Annotated in this window: 23 protein-coding genes and 2 pseudogenes; 12 read left to right on the top strand and 13 right to left on the bottom strand. The window is 64.8% G+C overall.

The features are described from left to right. The first annotated feature begins 161 nt into the window (after positions 1-161). From B2W22_RS04780 to B2W22_RS04770, 3 genes are all read left to right on the top strand, one after another. Entirely contained in the window at positions 162-1,103 is a 942-nt protein-coding gene (locus B2W22_RS04780) for a S66 peptidase family protein (protein WP_286936412.1), read from the top strand. A gap of 138 nt (positions 1,104-1,241) precedes the next feature. Next, on the top strand, positions 1,242-1,586 hold the full coding sequence (locus tag B2W22_RS04775; RefSeq protein WP_175136502.1) for a helix-turn-helix transcriptional regulator: 345 nt from the start codon (positions 1,242-1,244) through the stop codon (positions 1,584-1,586). 16 nt (positions 1,587-1,602) lie between these two features. Continuing rightward, a complete protein-coding gene (locus tag B2W22_RS04770) occupies positions 1,603-2,910 on the top strand; it encodes a type II toxin-antitoxin system HipA family toxin (RefSeq protein ID WP_286936410.1) in 1,308 nt (435 codons plus the stop codon). A gap of 7 nt (positions 2,911-2,917) precedes the next feature. Here B2W22_RS04770 and B2W22_RS04765 read toward each other — a convergent pair whose 3' ends face one another. From B2W22_RS04765 to B2W22_RS04755, 3 genes are all read right to left on the bottom strand, one after another. Beyond that, the gene (locus B2W22_RS04765; RefSeq protein WP_286896287.1) at positions 2,918-3,382 is read right to left on the bottom strand and encodes an Rrf2 family transcriptional regulator; all 465 of its coding nucleotides are present in this window, start codon (positions 3,380-3,382) and stop codon (positions 2,918-2,920) included. Between the two features lie 89 nt (positions 3,383-3,471). Then, positions 3,472-4,278 carry an SAM-dependent methyltransferase gene (locus B2W22_RS04760; RefSeq protein WP_414631940.1) on the bottom strand — a complete coding sequence of 269 codons (807 nt, stop codon included), beginning with the start codon at positions 4,276-4,278 and terminating at the stop codon, positions 3,472-3,474. A gap of 118 nt (positions 4,279-4,396) precedes the next feature. Then, a complete protein-coding gene (locus tag B2W22_RS04755) occupies positions 4,397-5,746 on the bottom strand; it encodes an APC family permease (RefSeq protein WP_175121528.1) in 1,350 nt (449 codons plus the stop codon). Between the two features lie 537 nt (positions 5,747-6,283). On the opposite strand from B2W22_RS04755, the gene B2W22_RS04750 reads away from it, so the two are divergent. Further along, positions 6,284-6,670, top strand: coding sequence for a DUF6152 family protein (locus B2W22_RS04750; protein ID WP_286936407.1), 387 nt, complete (start codon positions 6,284-6,286; stop codon positions 6,668-6,670). A gap of 13 nt (positions 6,671-6,683) precedes the next feature. Continuing rightward, on the top strand, positions 6,684-7,169 hold the full coding sequence (locus B2W22_RS04745) for a DUF6644 family protein (RefSeq protein WP_286936405.1): 486 nt from the start codon (positions 6,684-6,686) through the stop codon (positions 7,167-7,169). A gap of 8 nt (positions 7,170-7,177) precedes the next feature. Here B2W22_RS04745 and B2W22_RS04740 read toward each other — a convergent pair whose 3' ends face one another. Continuing rightward, complete coding sequence (locus B2W22_RS04740) at positions 7,178-8,113, bottom strand: SMP-30/gluconolactonase/LRE family protein (RefSeq protein WP_175136495.1); 936 nt, start codon at positions 8,111-8,113, stop codon at positions 7,178-7,180. Positions 8,114-8,267: 154 nt separating this feature from the next. Further along, positions 8,268-9,929, bottom strand: coding sequence for an arylsulfatase (locus B2W22_RS04735; RefSeq protein WP_286936404.1), 1,662 nt, complete (start codon positions 9,927-9,929; stop codon positions 8,268-8,270). 139 nt (positions 9,930-10,068) lie between these two features. Here B2W22_RS04735 and B2W22_RS04730 point away from each other — a divergent pair, with 139 nt between their 5' ends. The 4 genes from B2W22_RS04730 to B2W22_RS04715 all read left to right on the top strand — a co-directional run bounded on the left by B2W22_RS04730 (position 10,069) and on the right by B2W22_RS04715 (position 14,888). Then, a complete protein-coding gene (locus B2W22_RS04730) occupies positions 10,069-11,112 on the top strand; it encodes a hypothetical protein (protein ID WP_349679448.1) in 1,044 nt (347 codons plus the stop codon). A 144-nt stretch (positions 11,113-11,256) separates the two neighbouring features. Beyond that, positions 11,257-12,579 (top strand): tetratricopeptide repeat protein, encoded by a 1,323-nt coding sequence (locus B2W22_RS04725; RefSeq protein ID WP_286936403.1) that lies wholly within the window; start codon positions 11,257-11,259, stop codon positions 12,577-12,579. Positions 12,580-12,634: 55 nt separating this feature from the next. Then, entirely contained in the window at positions 12,635-13,777 is a 1,143-nt protein-coding gene (locus B2W22_RS04720; protein ID WP_286936402.1) for a formylglycine-generating enzyme family protein, read from the top strand. Positions 13,778-13,889: 112 nt separating this feature from the next. Continuing rightward, a complete protein-coding gene (locus B2W22_RS04715) occupies positions 13,890-14,888 on the top strand; it encodes an HAD family hydrolase (protein ID WP_175136783.1) in 999 nt (332 codons plus the stop codon). A 38-nt stretch (positions 14,889-14,926) separates the two neighbouring features. On the opposite strand, the pseudogene B2W22_RS04710 reads toward B2W22_RS04715, so the two are convergent. The 4 genes and pseudogenes from B2W22_RS04710 to B2W22_RS04695 form a co-directional block, all read right to left on the bottom strand. Next, positions 14,927-15,022, bottom strand: a pseudogene (locus tag B2W22_RS04710) (arsenate reductase); the annotation flags it as partial. A 25-nt stretch (positions 15,023-15,047) separates the two neighbouring features. After that, positions 15,048-16,127 carry an ACR3 family arsenite efflux transporter gene (gene arsB, locus B2W22_RS04705; protein ID WP_286936401.1) on the bottom strand — a complete coding sequence of 360 codons (1,080 nt, stop codon included), beginning with the start codon at positions 16,125-16,127 and terminating at the stop codon, positions 15,048-15,050. 39 nt (positions 16,128-16,166) lie between these two features. Beyond that, positions 16,167-16,493: an ArsR/SmtB family transcription factor gene (locus tag B2W22_RS04700; RefSeq protein ID WP_175121987.1), complete on the bottom strand. Its 327-nt coding sequence runs from the start codon at positions 16,491-16,493 to the stop codon at positions 16,167-16,169. Between the two features lie 67 nt (positions 16,494-16,560). Then, positions 16,561-17,469 (bottom strand): LysR substrate-binding domain-containing protein, encoded by a 909-nt coding sequence (locus B2W22_RS04695; protein WP_286896269.1) that lies wholly within the window; start codon positions 17,467-17,469, stop codon positions 16,561-16,563. 278 nt (positions 17,470-17,747) lie between these two features. Here B2W22_RS04695 and B2W22_RS04690 point away from each other — a divergent pair, with 278 nt between their 5' ends. The 3 genes from B2W22_RS04690 (at position 17,748) to B2W22_RS04680 (ending at position 20,281) form a co-directional block, all read left to right on the top strand. Then, on the top strand, positions 17,748-18,533 hold the full coding sequence (locus B2W22_RS04690) for an SDR family oxidoreductase (protein ID WP_286936399.1): 786 nt from the start codon (positions 17,748-17,750) through the stop codon (positions 18,531-18,533). Positions 18,534-18,575: 42 nt separating this feature from the next. Further along, the gene (locus B2W22_RS04685; RefSeq protein WP_286936397.1) at positions 18,576-19,511 is read left to right on the top strand and encodes a dihydrodipicolinate synthase family protein; all 936 of its coding nucleotides are present in this window, start codon (positions 18,576-18,578) and stop codon (positions 19,509-19,511) included. A 65-nt stretch (positions 19,512-19,576) separates the two neighbouring features. Next, a complete protein-coding gene (locus B2W22_RS04680) occupies positions 19,577-20,281 on the top strand; it encodes a ribonuclease activity regulator RraA (protein WP_175121516.1) in 705 nt (234 codons plus the stop codon). 192 nt (positions 20,282-20,473) lie between these two features. Here the strand turns inward: B2W22_RS04680 and B2W22_RS04675 are convergent. The 4 genes and pseudogenes from B2W22_RS04675 to B2W22_RS04660 form a co-directional block, all read right to left on the bottom strand. Then, positions 20,474-20,977: pseudogene (locus tag B2W22_RS04675) on the bottom strand (type 1 glutamine amidotransferase); the annotation flags it as partial. 224 nt (positions 20,978-21,201) lie between these two features. Beyond that, positions 21,202-22,656, bottom strand: a complete 1,455-nt coding sequence (locus B2W22_RS04670; protein ID WP_286936395.1) for an N-acyl-D-amino-acid deacylase family protein — start codon at positions 22,654-22,656, stop codon at positions 21,202-21,204. A gap of 5 nt (positions 22,657-22,661) precedes the next feature. Then, complete coding sequence (locus B2W22_RS04665; protein ID WP_286936393.1) at positions 22,662-23,648, bottom strand: Bug family tripartite tricarboxylate transporter substrate binding protein; 987 nt, start codon at positions 23,646-23,648, stop codon at positions 22,662-22,664. A gap of 139 nt (positions 23,649-23,787) precedes the next feature. After that, on the bottom strand, positions 23,788-24,816 hold the full coding sequence (locus B2W22_RS04660) for a threonine ammonia-lyase (RefSeq protein ID WP_286936391.1): 1,029 nt from the start codon (positions 24,814-24,816) through the stop codon (positions 23,788-23,790). Positions 24,817-24,831 lie beyond the last annotated feature (15 nt).

The following is a 24,831-nucleotide window of genomic DNA, read 5'->3' as shown; positions in this document are numbered from 1 at the left end:
TGTTCAATGCCGGCGCGCTTTGCCTGGCCGGCTTTGGCCTGGCAGGTTGCGCAGGCGGGCGGGAAGGTGCGCCGAATGCCGCATCCCAGTCTGCCCAGAATGCCGCCGCACGGCGTGACACCGCGCCGCCGCCTTCTCACGCGAAACCGGCGGCCGCCCCTGTGCCAGTCCTGCGGCCCGGCGCGAAGGTCGCGATCGTGGCGCCTGCGTCCGCGGCGCCAAACGCCAGCGATCTTGCCGCGGAATGGCTGGAAGACCGGGGCTTCGCGCCGGTGGTCATGCCGGCATCGCGCACGCGGCTCGACGCCCCCTATGAATACCTGGCCGGTACCGACGCCCAGCGCCTGGACGACTTGCATGCCGCGTTTGCCGCGCCGGATATCGGCGCGGTGTGGTGCCTGCAGGGCGGTTTCGGCTCATGGCGGCTGTTGGACAAGCTGGATTTCGCGTTGCTTCGCCAACATCCCAAGCCCTTCATCGGCTACAGCGACATCACGGCCCTGCATCTGGCCATGCAGCGCCACGCCGGTTTTGTGACGTTTCACGGGCCGATGCTGGCGCAGGATCTGGTCGCGGGCAAGCGCGAGCCCACTGAATCCCATCTGCTGGCCATGCTGGGCGGGCAGATCGGGCAGGGTGCCTGGATTCAACCTCCGCCGGATACTCGCGCGGTGGAACTGGTTGCGGGCACGGCAAGCGGACGACTGGTCGGCGGAAACCTGGCGCTCATCGCCGCATTGATCGGCTCCCGGCACGAGATCGATACCCGCGACGCCATTCTGTTTTTTGAAGACGTCAACGAGGCGCTGCCTCGCGTGGACCGGCTATTGAGTCAATTGGCCGCCGCAGGCAAGTTTGACGGTCTGAAGGGCGTGATCGTGGGTAATTTCACTCGCATCATCGGCACGAATCTGGAGGATGCGCAGGCGCAAAGCCTGCTGTATCCGCTGGTGATCGAACAGTTTGCCGCGCGCGGCATCCCGGTCCTGGCCGGTTGGCCCAGCGGACACGGCGAACCCAATCTGACCCTGCCGCTGGGCGCGCGCGTCACGTTGGACACCGGGCGGGCGGCGTTGCGGCTGGATCAGGCCGTGACGCGGTGAGGAATGCGCTGCGGGGCAGGGATTTGCCTCATTAATGGCGCATTAGTTGCATTTGTGCGTTATAAATGCGGCTTCCTTCTGTGATGGGTTTGACTTATTAATAGTGCATTAACGCGTTTAAAGCACTATTATTGCGTCATGAAAAAGAAGATCGAACCCAGTTTCGAGGCGGCCGAAGCTTTGGCTCGTCTAGGTGCGCGCATCCGCACCGCGCGCTTGCGCCGCAACGAAACAGAAGCGATGCTGGCCAGCCGCATGGGGGTTTCGCGAGCGACCATCAACCGGCTTGAGCGCGGCGATGGGGGCGTATCCCTGGCGCTGGCATTTGAAGCGTTGCTGCAGTACGGCTTTGGCGACCAGTTGTTCGCGCTGGGTGATCCTGACCTCGATGGCGTCGGCAAACGGCTGGATGCCATGCGCCGGCCCGCCCGGGGCAGCGGCAAGGCGCAGCATTCGCATCGCGCCGATCCTTCCAGCCTGTAACGCGGCGGTCGCCATCGTGCCAGCCAAAAAGCATAAAACCGTCGAAAGCGAGCTTTTCGTCTACGTGGATATCCGGGGCGAGGCCGTGTTGGCCGGAATCCTGACCCTGGACGACACCGACGAGAACCATTTTTTTGCCGAGTTCACGTATGTGCAGTCCTACGTGAACGATCCGCGCGCGTTTTCGCTGGACCCGCTGAATCTGCCCCTCACCGATTCGACGACTACATTCCGCACCGAAAGCCGCTATCAAACACTGGGCGCCATTTTCGATGCCGCGCCGGATGCCTGGGGCCGCAATGTGATGCGCGTGGACAATGCGGGCGCCCGGGTGACCGAAAACGAAGTCCTGCTCAAGGGCCGCGGCATGGGCGTGGGAGCGCTGTTTTTCAGCGCCCGCCAGTTGACGCCCAACATGCGCAAGACCTATCGGCTGCCCGAAGTCAGCCAGCTCGAATCCCTGGCGGACCTGCTGACCGACATCGACCAGGGCATCAAGCCCAAGGGGCTGTATCGCGACATCCTGGGCAGTTCGTGGGATATCGGCGGCGCGCGTCCCAAAACGATCGTCCGGGATGCGGAAGGCGAGATGTGGATCGCGAAGTTTCCCCGCAAGGGCGAGTCCTACGACCGCCAGCGCGTGGAGTACGCCAACCTGCAGATGGCCCGCGCCATCGGGCTGAACGTGCCCGAAATCCGCCTGGCGCAGACCCATCTTGGCGCGGTGCTGCTGACGCACCGGTTCGACCGCGAGCTATTGCCGGTCCAGCAAGGGGCGGATCCAGTCATTGCGCGGCGGCATTTCCTGAGCGGCGCTTCCCTGATCAGCCCGTCCGTGCACATTGGCAAGCGCGAGCTGGACGGGCCGCGCGGTAAAGCCACGTATTCCTACGCGCGGCTGGCCGACGTGGCGCGCCGCATCTCGTCGAACCCCGTGCAGGATCTGCTGGAGCTGTATGCGCGGATGGTCCTGAACGTGGCCGTTCACAACACGGACGATCACCTGAAGAACGTCGGCTTCCTGAAGGACGAAGGCGCGCACACCTACCGGATGTCGCCGCTGTTTGATGTGGTGACCCAGGAAGGGTCGGCGCGGCATTACCTGCACATCGGCGCCGAGGGCCGTGACAGCACCTTTGCCAATTGCCTGACCGAGTACCGGCGTTTCGGACTCCGGTCGGAAGCGGCCGCCCGATCGATCATCGACCGCGTCCTGAATGTGGTGCGCGAGCGCCAGCGATTTTACGAAGAAGCCGGGATGTCGCAGGCCGAAATTGCGCACGTCGAAGCGTCGTTGATGGCGTGGCGTCAGCCGTGGAAGTAGGGGGCGATCACCCCTCGTGGATGGCCTGCGGATCAAACGCTTGCCCGCGCTCCACCATGCGCGCGTGAAAATCGCGGCTCAGGGCGGCCAGCGTGACTTTGCCGAGCCGATCCAGAAGCAGCCGCTGGGCCTCTTCGAACGCGTCGTCCAGCGACGCATTCACCGCCTCTTCCACCAGGCATCCCGGCGACTCGCTGCGATTGCCCATCGCAAAGATCTCCGGTGCGCCCAGGGCGTCGTAGATATCGCGCAACGTCACTGCGTTGAAGTCACAGGAAATCGTCCATCCGCCGCCGTGGCCTTTTTCGGAGCGGACCAGACCCTGCTCTCGCAGGCCGGCCATGATGCGGCGGATCACCACGGGGTTGGTCTGCATGACGCGGCCCAGGTCGTCGGAGGTCATGGGACCGGGGTGCTCGGCCATATGCAGCAGAACGTGCAGGACGCCGGAAAGCTTGCTGTCTCTTCTCATGCAACAGATGCTATTGCATGACGCCGGGGACGGTCAACGCGACGCGGCCACACAAGGCCGCGCCGCGCGCGACGTCCAACGCACGAAGATCAGCTCCGCTTGGCCTGCCAGTTGCCCTTGCCGGCGGCGGTGCCGCTCATGGTGCGGCCGTTCACTACGCCCGCATAACGCACGCCGTCGGCGGTGAAGGTGATCGACGTGCCGTCCAGGCGGGCGTCCGAGATCGGCACGGATCCCAGCTTGCCGGACAGCACCTGATAGTGCTGATCCAGCTGCAGCGTCTGGCCGCCCAGATCCCATTTGCCTTGAACCTTGGCCGGCACGATCCACAACAGCGCCGTGCAATAGGTCTGGCAGTTCTCGGTAACGGTCTCGGAGGCGTCCGGCTCCCAGTCGCCCATGCGGAACGTATTGGACACAACGCGGGTGCCGGCCGGCAGTTCCAGCAGCTTTGGCCGCAGCTTCTCGTTGATGGTCGACAGCAGGAACATCGTGATCACGTCCGCCTGCGACAGGTCTGTGGTGAAGAGATCCTGCGCCACAAAGGTGGCCCGGTCGGCCACGCCGGCGCGCTTGGCGTTCTGGCGCGACAGCTCGACCAGGTCGGGGTTGTACTCGATGCCTTGCGCGGTCAGGCCGCGCTGCGCGGCCGTGATGACCGTGCGGCCATCGCCCGATCCCAGGTCCATCAGCCGGTCCTTGGGCGTGACCTTGGCCATGTCGAGCATCTTGTCCACGAGACTTTGCGGGGTCGGGACCCAGATGACGTCCTTGCCTTCCTGGCCGACGTCGGGCACATAGGCCTTTTGTTCCCCGGCCTTGGCGGGCGCCGCGGCGGTCTGCGCCATGGCGGCGCTCGCGCCCAAGAGCGCGAACGCCATTGCCGAGGCCAGCATTGCGAGACGCAGGCGCGGCGTGAACACCTGAACCGCGGACTTGGAAGATGCGTTGAAGCGTACGTTGGAGCGTTGCATGGTGAGGGTTCCTTGGACGAAGAGGACAGGGAAGAACCAGTTAGCCGATGGCCTGGGCGGGCTTGAGCAGTCGCATGAGCGGCACGCCAGCTGCCAGCACGGCCAGCCCGATCAGGGCGCCGGCGCCGGCATACATGGCGCTGGAAACCACCAGCCCGGCGCAGGTCAGCGCCAGCAGCAAGGGAGGCAGCGGAAAGAGCGGCACGCGGAAGGGCCGGGGGCGATCGGGATCCAGGCGGCGCAGGCGCCAGACGGACGCGGCCACCAGCATCATGAACAGCCAGAACACGGGCGCGGTGTACGCCACCATCGTTTGCACGCTGTTCTGGCTGAAGGCGCCCAGCGCCACCAGCGCCAGCGTGATCAGTCCCTGGGCCACCAGCGCGCTGACCGGCGTTTCGTTGCGGTCGCTCCAGCCGGCCAGCGCCTGCAGCCGCGGCACGTCCCGGCCCAGCGCGTAATACACCCGCGCGCCGGTGATGATGGTGCCGTTGATGGTGCTGAGCGCCGTGGCGCAAATGGTCAGGCTGAGCAGTGCGGCGGCATAGGGGCCGGCCGCAAGTTGCATGACCTCGGCGCCCAGCGCGGGCGTGTCGCGGAGCCCCTGCAAGCCAAAGATTTCCAGCAAGGCGATGTTGGTCAGCACATAGGCGCCGGTGACGACCGCCGTGCCGATCAGCAGCACCCGGCTCATATTCCGCCCGGGGTCGCGCAGTTCGCCACTGAGGTACGCGGCTTCGTTCCATCCGCCATAGGTCAGCAGCACGAACACCATGCCCATGCCCAGCAGGCCTGCGGTGTTCCCCGACAGCGGCGCGGGGTCCGGGGTCTTGAGCGCCTCGCCACCCGAAGCCGTCAGGCAGGCGATCAGCACCGCGGCCAGGGCGATCACCGTCAGCAGGGTAAAGACCCATTGCAGCCGCTTGGAATAACGCGTGCCGATCATGTTCAGGCCCGTCAGCACGACCACCGAGATGGCCGCGTGCACGGCCGGCCCTTGTGATCCCAATGGCAATAGCCGGTTGGCATAGTCGCCGTAGATGAACGCCACGACCGCAATCGCGCCAGTCTGGATGACGGAGCAGCGCGCCCAGGCAAACATCAGCCCAACGCGCGCACCCCAAGCCCGGGTCAGGTACAGGTATTCGCCCCCGGCGCCGGGATACGCCGAGCCAAGTTCGGCATAGCAGAGAGCGCCCACCAGCATGACGAGCCCCCCCGCGCACCACAGGCCGATATACATGGCGTCTGAATGGGCATGTTGCGCGACAAGAGGTGGGAAACCGAAGATGCCGATGCCGATGACGACGCCGACCAGCACCATGGTTGCGTCCATGACCGACAGGCCGGTGGGCGCGCGATTGTTCACGGCGTCAGGAACGGCGCTCATGGTTGCACGCCGCGTGGACATGGATCGGTACGCAGCGAAAGGGCGTGGAGAGAAGGGAGATCAGGGGGGCGCGCGGTGGAAGTGGAGGGCAGATTCGCGAGGAAACGCGAGCGGAGCAATGACATGCAATTCTCCCGGGGGTGGACGCGCGGAAACGGCTTCTGGGCAAATGTCGGCATATGCTGACAATTGCCTGAACATAAAGCGACCGTTACCGAACAGGGAAAGTTCCGCAGGGTTTTCCTGGGTGAACGCGGCAGACGCAAGCGACGCGGGGCGCCATTTCGACTTCATCCGCTATCTCATTAATCGGCGTTAAGCTATTGATTAATCATCAGATAATTAAAAAGGAACAGCCGCAAGCTAAGGTAAATCCTTAGAAGTAAATTCTCAGGATTCGAGCGCTGATTTTTCGCCTCCCGACCGCCAAATAAATTCACACCCATCTCAAGAGTCGGCTGCTATCCTGCTTTTTCGCGCTCACGCCTGCGCCTTCGCGCGGACGAACGGCAGCCACCGCACTTCAGGAGCATCGACATGAAGCTTTCCCATCGCGCGTTGATCGCCGCACTGGCGCTGTCTGCCATCGGCGGCGTCGTCCCCTCAGCCATGGCGCACCACGGCTGGTCGTGGGCAGAATCCGAACAAATGACATTGCAGGGCACGGTCGAACAGGTGCAGATCGCCCCGCCGCACCCCACGCTCAAGGTCCGGGCCAAGGACGGCGTGTGGACGGTGGAACTCGGCAACCCCAGCCAGACAAAGGAAGCCGGATTCGTGGAAGGTTCCGCCAAGCCCGGCGATGCGATCACCGCCGTCGGCAACCGTGACCAGGACGCGGCCGCCAAACGCATGAAGGCCGTCCAGGTGACCGTGGGCGGAAAGACCTACGACATTTACCCAAGCCGCATCAAGAAACCCTGAGCACCCGCGCCGGATGCCTGAACTGCTGCGGCTTGCGCTCGAACACCTTGAATCCGTTCCGCCGGCGCTGTGGTTGCGCCGGTCCGGCGTTCTCTATCTGCTGGTGAACGCCGCGCATATTGGCGCCATCGGCCTGTTGATCGGGTCTATCGTGCCGCTGGATCTGCGCCTGCTCGGCATCCTGAAGCCGAACGCGCTGGCCGTCCTGGCGCCGGTGCTGGCGCGCACTGCCGCCACGGGCCTTGCATTGGCGGTGCTGACGGGCGCGATGCTGTTTTCGGTGCGTCCGCTTGAGTATCTGGAAAATCCCGCATTCCTCGTGAAGATGGCGCTGCTGGCCGCCGGTGCGGTCAACGCCTGGCTCGTGCACCGGGGCCGCGCGTGGGCCGGCGTCGAAAACGGCGGCCGGCCAGCCGGGATGCTTCGCGCGCAGGCAGGTGCGTCGCTGGCGCTTTGGCTGGGATGCCTGGTCGCGGGGCGTTGGATCGGGTTTCTGTAGCGGCCCGGTCAGCAGTAGGGGACGCCCTGCGCATTCACATACAGCGCAAACAGGCATTGTCCGGTCACCATGAACAGCCGGTTGCGCCGCGCGCCGCCAAAGCACAGATTGGCGCAGCGGTCGGGCAGGGCGATGCGGCCGATGGCCGTGGCGTCGGGTGCAAAGACCATCACGCCGCTCAGTTCCGGACCCGGTCCCCAGCCGGCCCAAAGATTGCCCTCGGTATCGCAGCGGATGCCGTCCGGGATCGCCTCAAGGCTTGCCTCAACAAACGTGCGCCCTTCATCCAGCGTGCCGTCCTCTCCCACCCCGTAGACCAGGATGCGGTTAGGAGAAGAGCCGTTGTCCACGACATACAGCAGCCGTTCGTCCGGCGAAAAACACAGACCGTTGGGATTGTGGATGCCCCGGACCACGGCCTGCAGCTCCCCAGTGCCGGGGTCCAGCCGATAGACGTGCGTCGGGAGTTCCGGGTCGGCCTTGAAGCCTTCGTAGTTGCTCAGAATGCCGAATACCGGATCGGAGAACCAGATCGATCCATCTCGCCGCACAACCACGTCGTTCGGCGCATTCAGGCGTTTGCCCTCGAACCGGTCGGCCAGCACCGTCACTGAGCCGTCGTACTCGGTCCGCACCACGCGCCGCTCGCCATGTTCGCAACTGACGAGCCGGCCCTGGCGGTCGCGCGTGTTGCCGTTCGTGTACCCGGAAGGCTGACGGTGCACGGATACCGCACCCGTTTCCTCGTCCCATCTCAAGAGGCGGTTGTTGGGGATGTCGCTCCAGATCAGGCACCTGCCGTCTCCGAACCAGACCGGGCCCTCGCCATAGCGGACACCGGTCGCCAGGCGTTCGATGCCCGCGTTATTGAGCCGGATATTGCGGAATCGGGGATCCAGCACCTCAATGGCCGGATCGGGATAGCGTTCGCTGGGTTCCCACATGGGACCTCCTGTAGCCGGGTCGCAAGCTGGCAGGCGGCTAGCTTGCCGGGATGGAATTGCCGCGTCCATCCGCCTGTAGCAGCAAGCCGCCTGCCCGGACGGGTCCCGCGTCCGTGCGGTTCACCTGAACCAGGTGAACCGCGGCGTGCCGGCGTCAGTTTCCAGTGGGCAGGGAAAGCTTGAAGCCGTCCTTCGCCAGACTGTCGCGGATGTACTGGAACCGCTCGTAGCCGGACAAGGTCAGCGGTCCGTCATAGCCTTCGCTTTGCATCTTGCGGGGCGGGTAGTCGATGTACGTCTTCATCAGCGGCGCGACGGCGTCGTTGATCATGACCATCGTCCAGGTTCGCTCCGTGACGTTGCTCATGAAGATGTCGTAACGCTCCTGCGGGTCGGCCCAAAGGTCGAAGACCTGAGGCACCGTCGCCACATAGGACTCCGCGCCTTTCCAGCCCAGGTTCGTGTCCACGGCAAGCCCGCCCGTCACCGCACCGTCGTCGCCGCGCAGGTTGAACACCGCCTTGTAGTTGGCAACGCGCACGGCGCCCGGCGACAGCTCGTTCTCGGTGAAGTAGAACCACGACTTGCGGTCGCACTTGCCGGTGCCAAAAAGGACGGGCGACATGTCATAGCTGTCGAAGATGATCGGCTTGTCTTCGCGGTCGTTCGTGGGCAGCTTCACGCCGGCAACCGCGGCAAACGTCGCCATCAGATCCAGGCCACCCACCAGGCTGTGATCTTTGGCGCCCGCGGCGATCTTGCCGGGCATCCACGCGATCGCGGGGACCCGGTTGCCGCCTTCGCGCACCGTTCCCTTTGTGCCGCGCAACGGGGTGTAGCCTGCATCGGGGTAGACGTCCTGCCAGGCGCCATTGTCCGTCGTGTAGAACACCAGCGTGTTCTTGTCCAGGCCCAGCTCGCGGATCTTGTCCATGATGCGCCCGATCCGTGCGTCCAGTTCCACGACCGAATCCGCGTACTTGCTCTTGGACATGGACTTATGGATGTAGTCGGGGTCCGGCATGTTGGGCTGGTGCACCTTCATGAAGTTGATGCTCATGAAGAACGGCTGCTCGGACTTGGCGTTGCGGTCCAGATAGTCCAGCGAGGCCTTTTCGACATACCGGTCAAAGAACGGAATGCCGACGACGCCTTCACGGCCGTTGACCATGGGCGTGTCGACGTATTGACCGTTGATCTTGAACTCCTCGCGCGGCTTTTCGCCGGCGTTGCCGGACAATGCGCCCTTGGTGACGCGCTGGAACATCTCGCGCACGTCCGCAGGCATGTCCGGGAACCACGTGGGATCCGCGTATGTGTAAGCGTTCAGGTGATAGAGGCCCGCATACTTCATCTCGTCGTAGCCCTGGGCGTTGGGCAAGGCGTAGTCCGCTTCGCCCAGATGCCATTTGCCCGTGAAGAACGTCTTGTAGCCGGCGGTTTTCAGCACCGAACCGAGTGTCCATTCGGCCGCCGGCAGGCCGCCGCCCTGGCCTTGAAAGGCCACGGTGGTCATGCCGCTGCGATTGGGGATGCGGCCGGTCTGCATGGCAGCGCGGCCGGGGGTGCAGCTGGGTTGCGCGTAGAACGAGAAGAAGGTCATGCCTTCGGAAGAAAGCCGGTCGATGTTGGGCGTTGGCATGCCGCGGCCGATGCCGCCGCCATACGGACCGAGATCGCCGAGACCGGTGTCGTCGGAGACAAGCAGGATGATGTTGGGTTTGCGCTGATCCTGCGCGGAGGCGGGGGCACAGATTGCCGCTCCCGCCATGAAAAGTGCTGCGGCACCGCAAGTGAGCGTTCGTTTGGTCGCCATTTTCAACTCCGTCGTGTGAGAGTGAAATCAACCGCACGAAGCTGCAAACCGTGCGGTTCACATTGGCCTACGTACTTGGGGGTGTTCAATCCGGGACGCGCAGTCCGGGACGCGTAGTCCGGAACGCAGACTCCGGGACTTGCAGTCCGGCATGCATCGTCCGCGGGATTTGAACTGCAATAATTTTCATCTTCCTTTCCCGCCTGTCAACGAGATTCTGCAATGCGCTTGCATGCGTGCGCCGCATTGGTCAACACGGACCGGCACGGCTGTATCACGCGTTGGCTGCGCTTGCGCGATTGCCAGCCCGCGCGCGTTGCTCTTATCGTTGATGCGTTCCGGACGCGCCAGCGTACCGCTCGCACGTTCCTCCGGTAATTGCACACGCGAGGTTCCCATGGACTACTCGTTTCTCCTGGCAGGCTTGGCGGCGGCGTTCTTTGTGGCGCTGTTTGGCGCTATCGCATTGGGCAAGCGATTGGGCAGAAAACTTGAGGAGAACGGCGGGGCAGGGGTGGCGGCGATCGAGGCATCGGTGTTTGCGCTGCTGGGGCTGCTGGTCGCGTTTACGTTCTCGGGCGCGGCGCAGCGTATGTCGGACCGGCGCGATCTCTTGATCCAGGAAGTCAACGCCATCGGCACGGCATGGCTGCGGGTTGATCTGCTGCCTCCCGCTGCGCAGCCGGCGCTGCGGGCGCAATTTCGCCACTACGTCGATCAACGGATCCTTTATGAACGCCATGTCGCCGATCTGGATGCGCGGACCGGAATTGCGGCCAAGGCCAGCGCGCTGCAAATGGACATCTGGCGGGCCTCCGTCGGGGCGGCGCGGGACGATGTTGCGCCGCCGCTGGCGGCCTCGTACGTGCAGGCAGTGAATGACATGTTCGATGCGGCGACCGCGCTTGTCGCCGCCCAGAAGGTGCATCCGCCCATGGCGGCCTACGTTTTCCTGGGGTTTCTTGCGCTGATCTGCGCCGGCCTGGTGGGCGTGAAGCTGGCCGCAACGCAGCGGGGGACGCTACTGCACGAGCTGATCTACGCGCTGGTCATGACCGCGGCGCTGTACATCATCATCGACTTTGAATTTCCACGAATCGGCACGATACGCATTGACCAGAGCGACGCGTTGCTGGTGTCGCAACGCCAGGCCATGGTTGATCCGCCGTCTTCCCGCCCGTGACGCCGCGGCTACCGTAAGCGCAGGCGTATGCCCATACCCGCGAATCCGGTGCAGTCGCACTAGCGCAGTTGCGTTTTGCCGGCACACGGCATCCGTGCTTATATTTCCGAAGCCCGTCGCGGGCCGGCCCTTTGGGAGATCACCATGGCGCTGAGCGATGTGCGGGGCAATCCCGTTTCCAGCGATGAACCGGCGTCGATGGCCGCATACGAACAGGCGCAAAGCTTGTTCCACGGCTACTACGGCGATCCCTTGGGCATCATCGACGGGGCGCTTTCCGAAGACCCCGTCTTCGTCATGGGCCACCTGCTGCGCGCAGGCATGATGATCACCGCCAGCGACAAGTGCGTCGAACCGCTGCTACGCGAAAGCGTTGAGGCTGCCGAAGCACTCGTCGATATCGCCAATGATCGCGAGCGCCGTCATACGGCGGCGGCGCGCGCCTGGCTCGACGGCAATTTCTCTACCGCGTTGCGGCGCTACGCTGACATCCTTGCGGATTACCCGCACGACACCCTGGCGCTGCAGGTGGGCCACATCGGCGACTTCCTGCTTGGCCGCTCGGCCATGTTGCGCGACCGCGTGGCCGGCATTCTGCCCGCGTGGACCTGCAAGATGCCCGACTACGGCTACGTGCTGGGCATGCACGCCTTCGGGCTGGAAGAGACCAATCTCTATGCCGCAGCGGAGGCCCAGGGCCGCCGCGCGCTGGACCTGAACCCCCGCGATCCGTGGGCCGTGCACGCGGTGGCTCATGTGCTGGAAATGCAGGGCAGGGTGGACGAGGGCATTGCCTGGCTGAACGGCCGGCGCGACGACTGGTCCAGCGACAACATGCTGTCCATCCACAACTGGTGGCACCTGGCCCTGTTCCACCTCGACCGCGAGGACATCGCCGAAGTGCTTGCCATGTACGACGACCGGCTGCGCGAAACATCCACCGGGCAGGTGCTTGACCTGATCGACGCGTCGGCCATGCTGTGGCGCCTGTTGCTGCGTGGGATCGATGTCGATTGGCGGTGGCGGCAGCTTGCCGAAGTCTGGCAGGCGCGCGGCGGCACGGGCTACTACGCCTTCAACGATGTGCATGCCCTGATGGCCTACCTGGGCGCCGGCGACGGGGCAGCGGCGCAGTCGCTGATCGAATCCATGGAAGCCGCCGCGCAGGGCGCCGGGACCAACGCGATGATGACGCGCGACGTGGGGCTGCCGGTGGCGCACGCGCTGGTGGCCTTCACGCGCGAAGACTACGCATTGGCCGCGGATCTGTTGCGCGACGTGCGCCTGATTGCGCACCGGTTCGGCGGCAGCCACGCCCAGCGCGACGTGTTGGCGCTGACGCTGGTCGAGGCGGCGCTGCGTGGTGGCGCGCGGTCGCTTGCGAAGGTGCTGACCGCCGAACGCATGAGTCTCAAGCCCAACAGCGAGGGCAACCGCAAGCTGGCCTCGCGGGCTGCGGCGCTGTAACGGCATCAAAAGATACGCCTGCATCGCGAAAGGATTCTCTTCAAGGAGAACGCGCATGAAAAAGCACGCGAAGATCGGGTTGGCGTTGGTGGCAATACTGGGCGCGACAGGCGCGATCGGCGCGTATGTCGTGGTCTCCGCGCCACCGGCGGGGCCGCACGTCATCACGTTGGGAGACGGCAAGCAGGGACCGGCGGCGATGGCCTGGATACCCGGCAACGAATTCTTGATGGGCAACGACCACCAGATGTCCCAGCCGAACGAGCGCCCGGCGCACAAAGTGCGCGTCAGCGGGTTCTGGATGGACGTGCACGACGTCACCAACGCGCAGTTCCGCCGTTTCGTCGAGGCGACCGGCTATGTGACGACCGCCGAGCAGAAGCCGCGCTGGGAAGACCTGCGTGTCCAGCTTCCGACTGGTACGCTGCGTCCGGACGATAGCGCCTTGCTGGCGGGCGCCATGGTGTTCACCGGCACGGAGACCGAGGTGTCGCTGCGCGACTATTCGCGCTGGTGGCGCTTTGTTCCGGGCGCAAACTGGCGGCACCCCGAGGGGCCGGGCAGCAACATCGACGGCAAGGACGATCACCCGGTCGTGCAGGTGTCTTACGCAGATGCGCAAGCCTACGCCACGTGGGCGGGCAAGCGGCTGCCGACGGAGGCCGAGTGGGAATTCGCTGCCCGGGGCGGCCTGGAGCAGGCTACGTATACGTGGGGCAACGAGCTGCTGCCGCAGGGCAAGGCGATGGCCAACATCTGGGACACCCGGCAGCCGCAGCCGTTTCCCGTCGTCAAGGATGAAAAGGTGCAGGTAGGCACCACGCCGGTAGGCAGCTTCGCCCCCAACGGCTATGGCCTGTACGACATGGCGGGGAACGTCTGGCAATGGACGTCGGACTGGTATCGCGCGGATGCCTTCAAGTTTCAGGCGCAGTACCGCCAGCCGCCGCAGGACCCGGCCGGACCCGCCGACAGCTTTGATCCCGACGACGGCGGCACGCCCGTGTCGGCGCCCAAGCGCGTGACCCGCGGCGGATCCTTTCTTTGCAGCGACACGTATTGCATCAGTTACCGCGCCAGCGCGCGGCGCGGCACGGATCCGCTCAACCCCATGTCGCATATCGGCTTTCGCACCGTCATGACACCGCAGCAGTGGAAGGCGGCGCAGGCGTCTCAAGACAGCATCGCCAGCCGTTGATGCCCGTTCGCCGTGCGGGGCGCGGATAGAGGAAATCGATCAAAGGATGTCACCACCGCGCCATGCGCGCGCTCGGGAGATCGTCATGCAAGCTTCGATTCAATATCGCTCCATGCGGCGGCTGGCCTGGATGTGGCTCTGCATCGTGTGCCTGCTGGCCGGCTGCGCCGCGTCCGACCGCCAGAAGCAGGCGGAGCTGGCGTCCTGGACCGACGGGCCATCCCGTGTGGCCATCGTCGCGTTCGTGAAGGCAGTCACCGAACCGGGCAGCCCGGACTTCGTGCCCGAGGAAGATCGTATCGCCGTGTTCGACAACGACGGCACGCTGTGGAGCGAAAAGCCGATCTACTTCCAGGTGATGTTCTCGATGGACGAGGTCCACGCGCTGGCGCCATCGCATCCGGACTGGGCCACGCGTCAGCCGTTCATGGCGGTGCTGCAGAACGATCATGCCGCGGTGGCCAAGTCCGGCGAGCGCGGCATGATGGAAATCGTGTTGGCGACCAACACCGGCATGCCCGTCGCGCAGTTCACGCAGCGCGTCGATCAGTGGCTGCAAACCGCGCGCCATCCGCGCACCAAACTGCCGTACGACAGCATGACGTACGTGCCGATGCGGGAGCTGCTGGATTACCTGCGCGCGCGCGGCTTCAAGACCTACATCGTGTCGGGCGGCGAAACCGAGTTCATGCGGGCCTGGACGCAGAAGGCCTACGGCATCCCGCCGGAACAGGTCATCGGCACGGCGTTCGGCAGCGAATTCGTGGCAAGCGGCGACGGGTACGCGCTGATGCGGTTGCCGAAGCTGGACTTCAACGACGACGGCCCCGGCAAACCGGTGGCCATCCAGCGTCACATCGGCAAGCGTCCCATACTGGCCTTCGGCAACTCGGACGGCGACCTGCAGATGCTGCAATGGACCACCGCCGGGCCGGGCAAGCGCTTTGGCGGCATCGTTCACCACACCGACGCCAAGCGCGAATGGGCCTACGACCGGGATTCGAGCGTCGGCCGTCTGGACAAGGCCCTGGACGCGGCGCGGGCCAATGGATGGACGGTTGTCGATATGGAGAAGGAGTGGAAGCGGATCTACGCGCAGGATTGGCAGTGATCCGCAGCGGAGGGCGGCGGCGCCTATCGTCCGGGCCAGACGATGGTGGGGGCTTCGCCGCTGTTGCGAATGAGCGCAAGGACTTTGCGGGAGGTTCCGCAAGCAGGGTTGTGATTGATCGTGATCGAACTCATGGCATGTCCGATGGCCATCGCAGCGTCAGTTGCGCGCGGCGCCGGCTTCGTACCAGCCCTTGCTCCGATTCACGATCCGCACGACGAGCAGCATGACGGGGACCTCGATCAGCACGCCGACCACCGTTGCCAGCGCCGCCCCGGACTGAAAGCCAAACAGGCTGATCGCAGCTGCGACCGCGAGTTCGAAGAAGTTGGACGCGCCGATCAGCGCGGACGGGCACGCGATGCTGTGCTTTTCACCGACGCGCCGGTTGAGCCAGTACGCCAGGCCGGAATTGAAGAACACCTGGATCAGAATGGGCACCGCCAGCATCGCTATCACCAAGGGCTGCCCGATGATGGCTTCGCCCTGAAACGCGAACAGCAGGACCAGCGTCAGCAGCAGGGCGGCCATCGAGAACGGACCGATCCGCGCTAACGCGGCATCGAACGCCGCCTGACTGCGCCGCAGCAACGCGCGGCGCCACACCTGTGCCAGGATGACCGGCACCACGATGTACAGCCCAACGGAAACCAGCAACGTGTCCCACGGCACGCTGATGGCGGACAGGCCGAGCAGCAGTCCAACCACCGGGGCGAAGGCAAACACCATGATCGTGTCGTTCAACGCCACCTGAGATAGCGTGAAAACCGGATCCCCGCCCGTCAGCCGGCTCCAGACGAACACCATTGCCGTGCACGGGGCGGCGGCAAGCAGGATCAGACCCGCGATGTAGCTGTCGAGCTCGTCGGCCGGCAGCCAGGCGGCGAAAAGGTGGCGGATGAACAGCCAGCCCAGAAAGGCCATGGAGAACGGCTTGACTGCCCAATTGATGAACAGCGTCACGCCGATACCACGCCAGTGTTGCTTGACCTGATCCAGCGCGCCAAAGTCCACCTTCAGCAGCATCGGGATGATCATCACCCAGATCAGAATGCCGACCGGCAAATTTACCTGGGCGACTTCCATGCGACCGATGGCCTGGAACACGCCGGGGGCCGCCTGGCCCAATGTCACGCCCAGGACGATACAGAGAACGACCCACAAGGTGAGATAGCGCTCGAAGACGCTCATGGAAGGGCGCTGGGGCGCCAGACGTGCGGCGGGTGCGGTGGAGGGCATGGGTTGCAGGAGAGAAGGGCGGTAGGTAGGGGGGCTGGGTCAGCAGGATTCACACGCGCCGCGATCGGTGACTGCGCAAGGCGCGCCCGCGCAGCAGTGCTCGGTCAAATAGCCCAGCAGGCCGTTCATGCGGGAAAAGTCGGCGCGGTAGATCAGGTTGCGGCCTTGCTGTTCGATGGAGACCAGTCCCGCATGCGCCAGCTCTTTCAGATGGAATGACAACGTGTTGCGCGCCACGGCAAGCTGGTCGGCAAGCACGCTGGGGGTCAGGCCTTCTTGTCCGGCGACGACCAGGGCGCGGAATACGCGCAGGCGTTGGGAATGGGCCAAGGCGGCGAGGGCGAGCACGGCATGTTCTTCATTCATGCGCCGGATAATACAACGATTGTTGAACTGTTGAATAGTGGTGAACGCGGATGCGGCCCGCTTGAGATCAACGCGGGAATTCACCCCCCGCGCTCTCATCCAGCAACCAATCCCGAAACGCCGCCACCGCCGGGATGGCCAACTTGTCTGGCGACGCAAGGAAAAAGTATCCCGCGCCCGTGCTGAATTCCTCATCCAATGCGGGCGCCAGCACGCCTTGCCGTAACTCATCCTCCACCAGGAAGGTCGGCAACAGCCCCACGCCCAAGCCCGACGCCACCGCCTGGATCAGGTGCGTTGTCAGTTCAAACTGCGCGCCCCAGCGCATCGAGCGCACGGGCAGGCCGTGGGCTTCGAACCAGCGTTGCCACACGGCCGGCCGGGCCGCGACTTGCAGCAGCACGTGCTGGATGAGGTCTGCGGGCCTGCGGATGGTCTGGCGCGCGGCGATGTCGGGGCTGATGACCGGGATGACGTGTTCATTCATCAGCCGATGCGGGACCAGTCCCGGCCAGTCGCCATCGCCCACGGCAATGACGGCGTCGATGCCGGCCAGATCCAGGTCGAAGCGCGTCACGCGTGAATGCAGGTGAACCAGAATGCCGGGATGGCGCGCATAGAAGCGGTGCAGCCTGGGCATCAGCCACTTGGCCGTAAACGTGGGCAACGCGGCCAGGTGGAAGGCGCCTCGGCCAGTGCGGTGCGAGATCGCCTGAAGCGATGCGCTGCGGATGCGCTGCAGGGCGGCGGCCAGTTCTTTCTGGTATCCCGTGCCCGCCTCGGTCAGCACAATCCGCCGCTTTTCCCGGCGAAAGAGCGCGACTTCCAGAAGATCCTCCAGCGCCTGCACCTGCCGGCTAACCGCGCTTTGCGTCAGCGCAAGCTCGGTAGCCGCTCGCGTAAAGCTCAGATGACGGGCGCTGGCTTCAAAGGCCAACAGCAGGGACATGGAGGGGGTGAGGCGGCGCGGGTTCATTCAATTCGTGCATGAAAATGGTGGCCCCAATATAGCGGAATTGCCCGCGTTGACAGTTTTCACGCTGGGAGACGCATACGTTGCAACTGGCAAATCATTCATAAAACGAATGATCTATCCAACAATTTTCCGTTTTTCCGCGACGCGCTTTGGCAAGAAAATGAGGTCTACATGGTTCACCTTGCGATCCATCAGGCGCAGGGTGGCGCGACGCGGTCAAGATAGGCCTGCCAGCGCTCATCGCTGACTGATCACGCTTTTTACGTACGGAGGTAAAGATGGATTTGGGTATCAAAGACAAGACGGCGCTGGTGTTGGGCGGCGGCGGTGGCCTGGGCAGCGCCATTGCACAGTCGCTGGCGCGCGAAGGCGCCAAGGTGGTCGTCGCCGATCTGAACCTTGACGCCGCAACGGCCACCGCCGACGGCATCAAGGCTCAGGGCCTGTCTGCCTTTGCCCTGCAATGGGATCTGCGTGCACTGGACGCCTTTGACAGCCAGGTGGCGTGGATCGAGGCCAACGTGGGTCCTGTCGATATCCTGGTCAACAACACCGGCGGCCCGCCGCCCACGCCGTCTTTCGGGCAGCAAGCCGATCTTTGGCGCGAGCATTTTGAAGGCATGGTGCTGTCCGTCATCAAGCTGACTGATCGCATCCTGCCGGGCATGCGGGAACGGCAGTGGGGCCGCATCATCACCAGCACTTCGTCGGGCGTGATCGCGCCGATTCCGAATCTGGGCATCTCCAACGCGCTGCGCATGTCGCTGGTGGGGTGGTCCAAGACGCTGGCGCGCGAAGTGGGCAAGGACGGCGTCACGTCGAACATCGTGCTGCCGGGCCGCATTGCGACGGCGCGCATCTCTTTTCTGGACGAAGCCCGGGCCAAGCGCGAAGGGCGCAGCGTAGAGGACGTCAGCCGCGAAAGCACCAGCGCCATTCCGGTGGGCCGTTACGGTGACCCGCAGGAATACGGCGATGCAGTTGCGTTTCTGGCCAGCGCGCGGGCCAGCTACATCACCGGATCGACGATCCGGGTGGACGGCGGCCTCATCGCAAGCATCTAAGGCCTGACGCCTGACTCAACCCACTTCTTGAAGAAACAGACCATGAAACTGACTGCTGACGCGAAAGGCGTATATCCCATCGCCCCGACGCCGTTCTTTGACGATGGTTCCGTCGACCACGCCTCGATCGACCGCATGATGGAGTTCTATCTGGCTTGCGGCTCGACCGGCCTGACCGTATTGGGCCAACTGGGCGAAGCGCCCAAACTGGACTTCGCGGAATCCCTGGAAATCGCTTCGCAGGTGATCGGCAAATCGCAGGGCATTCCCATCGTGGTGGGCGTGTCCGCGCCCGGCTTCGCCTCCATGCGTTCGCTCACGCGCGAGGTGATGGACCGCGGCGCGGCCGGCGTCATGATCGCGCCGCCCAACACCTTGCGCACCGACGATCAGATCGTCAACTACTACCACCAGGCGGTGGAGGCCATTGGCGACGACGTTCCGTTTGTGTTGCAGGACTATCCGCTGACGTTCTCGGTGCAGATGGCGCCCACGGTCATCCGGCGGATCGTGACCGATCTGGCTTCGTGCGTCATGCTCAAGCACGAAGACTGGCCGGGCCTGGAGAAGATCTCGGCGCTGCGCCGCTTTGAAGCCGAAGGCTCCATGCGGCATATCTCGATCCTGTGCGGCAACAACGGCCTGTTCCTGGACTACGAAATGGCGCGCGGCGCCGACGGCGCCAACACCGGATACTGCTTTCCGGACATGCTGTGCGACTTCGTCAAATGGGTAGGCGAGGGCAGGACCGAAGAGGCGCATGATCTGTTCGATGCGCACCTGCCGCTGCTGCGCTACGAACAGCAGCCGGGTGTCGGCCTGGCCGTGCGCAAATACGTGATGATGCGCCGGGGCATCCTGACCAGTGCGGCGCAACGCCGGCCGGGTGCTGCGCTGACCAACCAGGCGCGGACCGAGGTCGATCATCTGTTGGCGCGCCTGGGCAAGCGCGACGCGCGCGCGCGGGATCTGGTTTAAGGCATCTGCCGCATCGAACTCGGGCGCGCTGAGCGCCCATTCTGATTTCACAGGGAGAAAAACCCATGACCGTTTCGGACGAGGTTCATTTCAAGGCGCTGTCCGGCGTCACGACGGCAACACTGACCACGATTCTGCTCAAGAAAGGGCTGCGCAACGTTTGGATCCGCGGCGCCTTCCCGTTGGCGCAAGGCCTCGAACGCATCGTCGGCCGCGCGTTCACGGTGCGCTTCGTGCCGGCCCGCGAAGACCTGGCCACGCCAGAATCATGGTCCTCGCCCAAATCCAGCCGCGGCGCGATCGAGCAGATGCCCTCTGGCTGCATCGCGGTGGTCGACGCCATGGGCGTGAAAGACGCCGGCATCTGGGGCGACATCCTGTGCGCCCGCATGGCCAAGCGCGGCGTTGCAGGCTTGGTGACCGACGGCGTCGTGCGCGATCTGGCCGGTGTGCTGGGCACCAAGCTGCCCGTCTGGGCGAGCGGGGCGGCGGCGCCTCCGTCGGTGGCCGGCCTGACGTTCGTGGATTGGCAGCAGCCCGTCGCCTGCGGCGGCGTGGCCGTTTTTCCCGATGACGTGATCGTTGCCGACCAGGACGGCGCCGTCGTCATCCCGGCCGCGCTGCTGGCCGACGTGGTTGACGCCGCCGTCGAGCAGGAACGTTTTGAAGGCTGGATCATGGACGAGGTCAACAATGGCGCCGTGCTGCCGGGCCTGTACCCGCCGAACGAAGCCAACAAGGCGAAATACGAGGCGTCGAAGAAGCGCTGACCCTCGGTGAAAGCAAAAAGGCGATGCCGGGAAACCTGGCATCGCCTTTTTTGTTCGGGCCGGTGTCGAGTCGGCGGCAAAGCGGGCCCGGTCCTCGGCCGCCTGGGTCTCCAGCCAGCCCGGCGCAATGCGATTGACCCGCTCGGGATTGCCGCGCGTCCAGTCGTGAACCACGTCGCCACTGGCTTCAAAGTGGAATTGCATGCCGTAAGTTGCCCGTCCCAGGCGGAAACACTGATTCTGGACCATTTCGGATCGGGCCAGAAGGAGGGCGGACGGGGGCAGGGTGTAGGTGTCGACGTGCCACTGGAAACTGGTGAAGCCGCCATGCAATTCGGCAAACAGCGGATCGGCGCGCCCATCGTCCGTCACGGTCAGCGGCGTCCAGGAGAACTCCCGCGCCACTCCCAACAGGTTGTCGGCGCCGTAGGCGCGGGCCAGCACCTGCGCACCTAAGCAGATGCCCAGCACGGACTTGCCGGCGTCGCCAAATGTGCGCATCAGCGCGACCAGTTTGGGCAGGTAAGGATAAAGATCATCGTCCTGCGCACTCGGCCAGCCGCCGGGAACGATCAGGGCGTCGAAGTCGTCAAGGGCAATGTCGCCAAGACCGTCGCGATAGACGCGGAACCAGGTGATGTCGGCCTGGGCTTCATTCAGCGCGCTCAGCAGAAGGCCGAGCTGCGTGTTCTCCATGGTTTCGATGATGGCGACGCGCGGGGTCATGGAGTCTGGATGGGGATGGGTTGGGAGGCTTGGCGCGCATCTTATCTGATGGCGGCGTGGTGGCGTGACAAAAACGCCTATTTAGTACTTTACATAATACACATTATGCGTAATTGATTAGGGCCAGGAGAGATCTTCCCGTGGCCCACTTTGTCCCGGTGCAATCAGCCGGTCAAGTCGCCGGTCATGCGTGCTCAGCGGCCCGGCCGAATCACCTTGCCACGGCGCGATCCAGTGGCGACTCCCGCCTGCCACGCAACGCTGCCGTTGACCAGCACGTAGTCAATGCCCACTGCCTGGCTCGTCGGCGACGACCAGGTTGCGGTGTCGGCGATGGTGTCTGCATCGAAAACGACGAGATCGGCCGCGTAGTCCACCGCGATGCGGCCGCGTTGCGGCAGGCGGAAGTAAGCGGCGGGCTTGTCCGTCATCTTGTGCACGGCCTGCTCCAGCGTGAACAATCCGATGTCGCGGCAGTAATGGCCCAGGACCCGCGGGAACGTGCCCCACAGGCGCGGGTGCGGCGCGGGATCGTGCGGCATGCCGTCCGAGCCGATCATGGTGCCCGGGTACGCCAGGATGCGCTGGACGTCCGTCTCGTCCATGATGAAGTAGATCGCGCCAGCCGGCTGCAGCGCATCGACCGCGTCCTCCGGGCTCAGACCCATATCGAGCGCGATGTCGTCCAGATCGCGTCCGGCGTACTGGGGATATGGCACCGACTTGGTCACGATGACGCGACTGGACACCGCCAGGCGGTCTTTGCGCAGGATGGTGGATCCTGCAACGTAGGGATAGCAATCCAGCGCCACCTTCTGCCCCTGCCCCGCTTTGTCGATGTGCGCAAGCGTTTGAACCGAGCGGCCATGATTGCGTGGACCGATCAGCTTGTGATGCGAGATCAGGACGGGCGCATCGCCGGCGGCGCCCACGGCGAAGGCCTCATCCAGCGCGGCGAAGATGCGGTCGCCCTCGTCGCGGATATGGCTGGCGTAAAGCCCGCGATGCTCGCGCAGCACGCTGGCAACAGCCATCAGTTCATCCAACGTGGCTGGCATGGCCGCCGGATATGCAGTGCCGGTCGACAGGCCGATCGCGCCGCTCTCCATGGCTTCGCGAAGCAAGGCCTGCATGTGTTCGATCTCGGCCGCCGTCGCGGGGCGGTTCAGGTCGGCCATCGCGGCGGCGCGCAGCGACGTGTGTCCCACCAGACAAGCCGCATTCACGGCGGGCGGATGCCGGTCCAGGTTTTCCAGGTAGGCGCCGAAGGTCTCGTACGGGAAGTCGGCCAACTCGTTGCCCAGCAGGCTGATCGGCGCCGGCACCTCGCCTCGCCAACCCGGACGCCACGGTGCCTGGCTGATGCCGCAGTTGCCGGTCACGACCGTGGTGACGCCCTGGCTCAGCTTGGCGGGCATGCCGGGATCCATCGAGAGGTAGCGGTCGTCGTGGGTGTGCGTATCGATGAAGCCGGGCGACACGATCCGGCCGCCCGCCTCCAGCACCTGATCGGCGTGGGCGCCATCCAGGTCGCCGACGGCCGCAATCCGGCCGCCGCGCAGGCCCACATCGGCCCGGACGCGGTCAGCGCCCGTTCCATCAATTACCGTGCCTCCACGGATCAGCAGGTCGTAGCGTTCGTCGTTCATAAGGTTCAGTCAATCTTGACGTTGGCTTGCTGGATTACCTGAGCCCAGACCGGGCGCTCCGCATGCGCACGCTCAAAGAGCTGCTGGCGCGGCCCGATGTTCGGCACGTAGGCCATGCTCTTGAGCTTCTCTTGCACGTTTGGGGATTGCAACGCCTTGTTGAAGGCGGCGTTCAGATAGTCCAAAACCTTCGGATCGGTGCCCGCCGGCGCCACATAGCCGGTCCAGGCCACGGCGCGGTAGCCCTTCAGTCCCTGCTCATCCAGCGTCGCCAGATCGGGCATGGACGGATCACGCTGCAGATCGGTGACGGCCAGCGGCACGACCTTACCCTGCTCCACGAAACCCGCGATGGACGAAATGTTGTCGAACACCAGGTCGGCTTCGCCGCGCAGCACGGCCAGGTCTGCCTCGACGCCGCCCTTGTACGGCACGTGCATGAATTCCACTCCCGCCATCGTGCCGAACATCGCGGCGCTCAGGTGCCCGGTGGTGCCATTGCCGCCCGAGGCGACGACCAGCTTGCCCGGGTCCTTCTTGGCCATGGCGATCAGATCGGCGACGCTCTTAACGTTCAAGCCGGGGCGCGCGGCCAGCAGATTCTGCACGGAGCCCGTCAGCGCGACAGGCGCCAACTGCTTGTCGGCGTCGTACTGCAGCTTGGCGTAGAGGCTTTGATTGATGGCAAGCGTAGCGACGTTGGCAAACCCAATCGTGTAGCCATCTGGCGCGGCGTTCGCCACCGCTTGGGTGCCGATGATGCCCGACGCGCCGGTGCGGTTCTGCACCACGAAGTTGCCGCCCGTCTGCTTGGCCATTTCCGCGGCCAGCAGGCGCGACACCAGGTCGGGCGTGGTGCCGGTATTGAACGGCACGACGATCGTGACCGGATGTTCGGGATAAGCGGCCTGCGCGGCGGACGCCGCCATCAAGGTAAATGCTGCGCTCGCGGCCGCGAGCCAGCGCTTGGCGCTGCTTTGGTACGTGGACATGGTTTTCTTCCTTGGACTGTTATAGGTGTATCCGCGCGGGCTCTGCGTCCCGCGTGGGTTGTGCAAGGCGCCTGATGGGCGCCCTTACTGCTCGGCAGGCCTGAAAGGGTCCCGCCGTTCCGGACTGCGGCGCGAGCGCTTAGTCCAGGGCGATCTGACGCAAAAGCGGTAGATCGATGTTTCCGCCTGAGAGCACGATGACCGCATCGCGGCCGTCGGCCGACAGCTTTCCCGCCAGCAACGCGGCAAGCGCAACCGCCCCACCCGGCTCGATCACCAGGCGCAGTTCTTCGAGCGCGAAACGGATGGCGGCGGCGACTTCGTCGTCGCTCACGGACACGGCAGCGCTCAGGGACCGGCTGTTGATCGCATAGGGCAGTTCGGCCGGCGTCGCAGCCTGCAGCGCGTCGCACAAGGTCTTGGCGCCCGCCGGATTGGTTTCACGCTTGCCGGAGGCCAGCGACCGCACCGTGTCGTCGAATTCGAGGGGCTCCACGGCCACCATCCGGGCTTGTGGCGCAAGCTCGCGCAACACCAGTGAACAGCCCGCCGCCATGCCTCCGCCGCCGCACGGCGTCGCGAACAGCCCCAGGTTTGCAAGCGCTGCGGCGGGCAGGTCCTGCAGGGCTTCCAGCGCCAGCGTGCCCTGGGCTGCCAGCACGTCGGGATGGTCGCCGGGCGGCAGCAGCGTGGCGCCGGTTTCGGCCAGGAGACGCATGCCAATCTCTTCACGGCTTTCGCGTGTGCGGTCGTAGCGCACGACCCTGGCGCCATGGCGCAGCGCCTTTTCCACCTTGTTTTCCGGCGCGTCGACCGGCATCACGATGGTGGCGGGAACGCGCAGGCAGCGGCTGGCCCACGCGACAGCCTGGCCGTGATTGCCGGTCGAATACGCCACCACGCCACGCTCGCGTTGGGCTGGCTCCATGTTCAGCAAGGCATTGAACGCGCCACGGGCCTTGAACGAACCCGTCACCTGGAGGTTCTCCAGCTTCAGCCAGACTGGCGCCTGCGCCAGTTCATCAAGGACGGGCGAGCGCAACAGCATGGTACGGCGCACATGGGGCGCCAGCCGCTGGGCGGCGGCGGTCACGTCGGCGTATACCGGCACGCGCAGGGTGCCGAGCATTTCGTGTTCGATGGTCAGAGGCAGGGGCATCGCGGTCATGGAGCTATCCAGCAA

The organism is Achromobacter sp. UBA4530, from assembly GCF_002388205.1.
Taxonomy (GTDB): Bacteria; Pseudomonadota; Gammaproteobacteria; order Burkholderiales; family Burkholderiaceae_B; genus Achromobacter; species Achromobacter animicus.
This window is presented reverse-complemented; position numbering and strand designations above follow the sequence as displayed.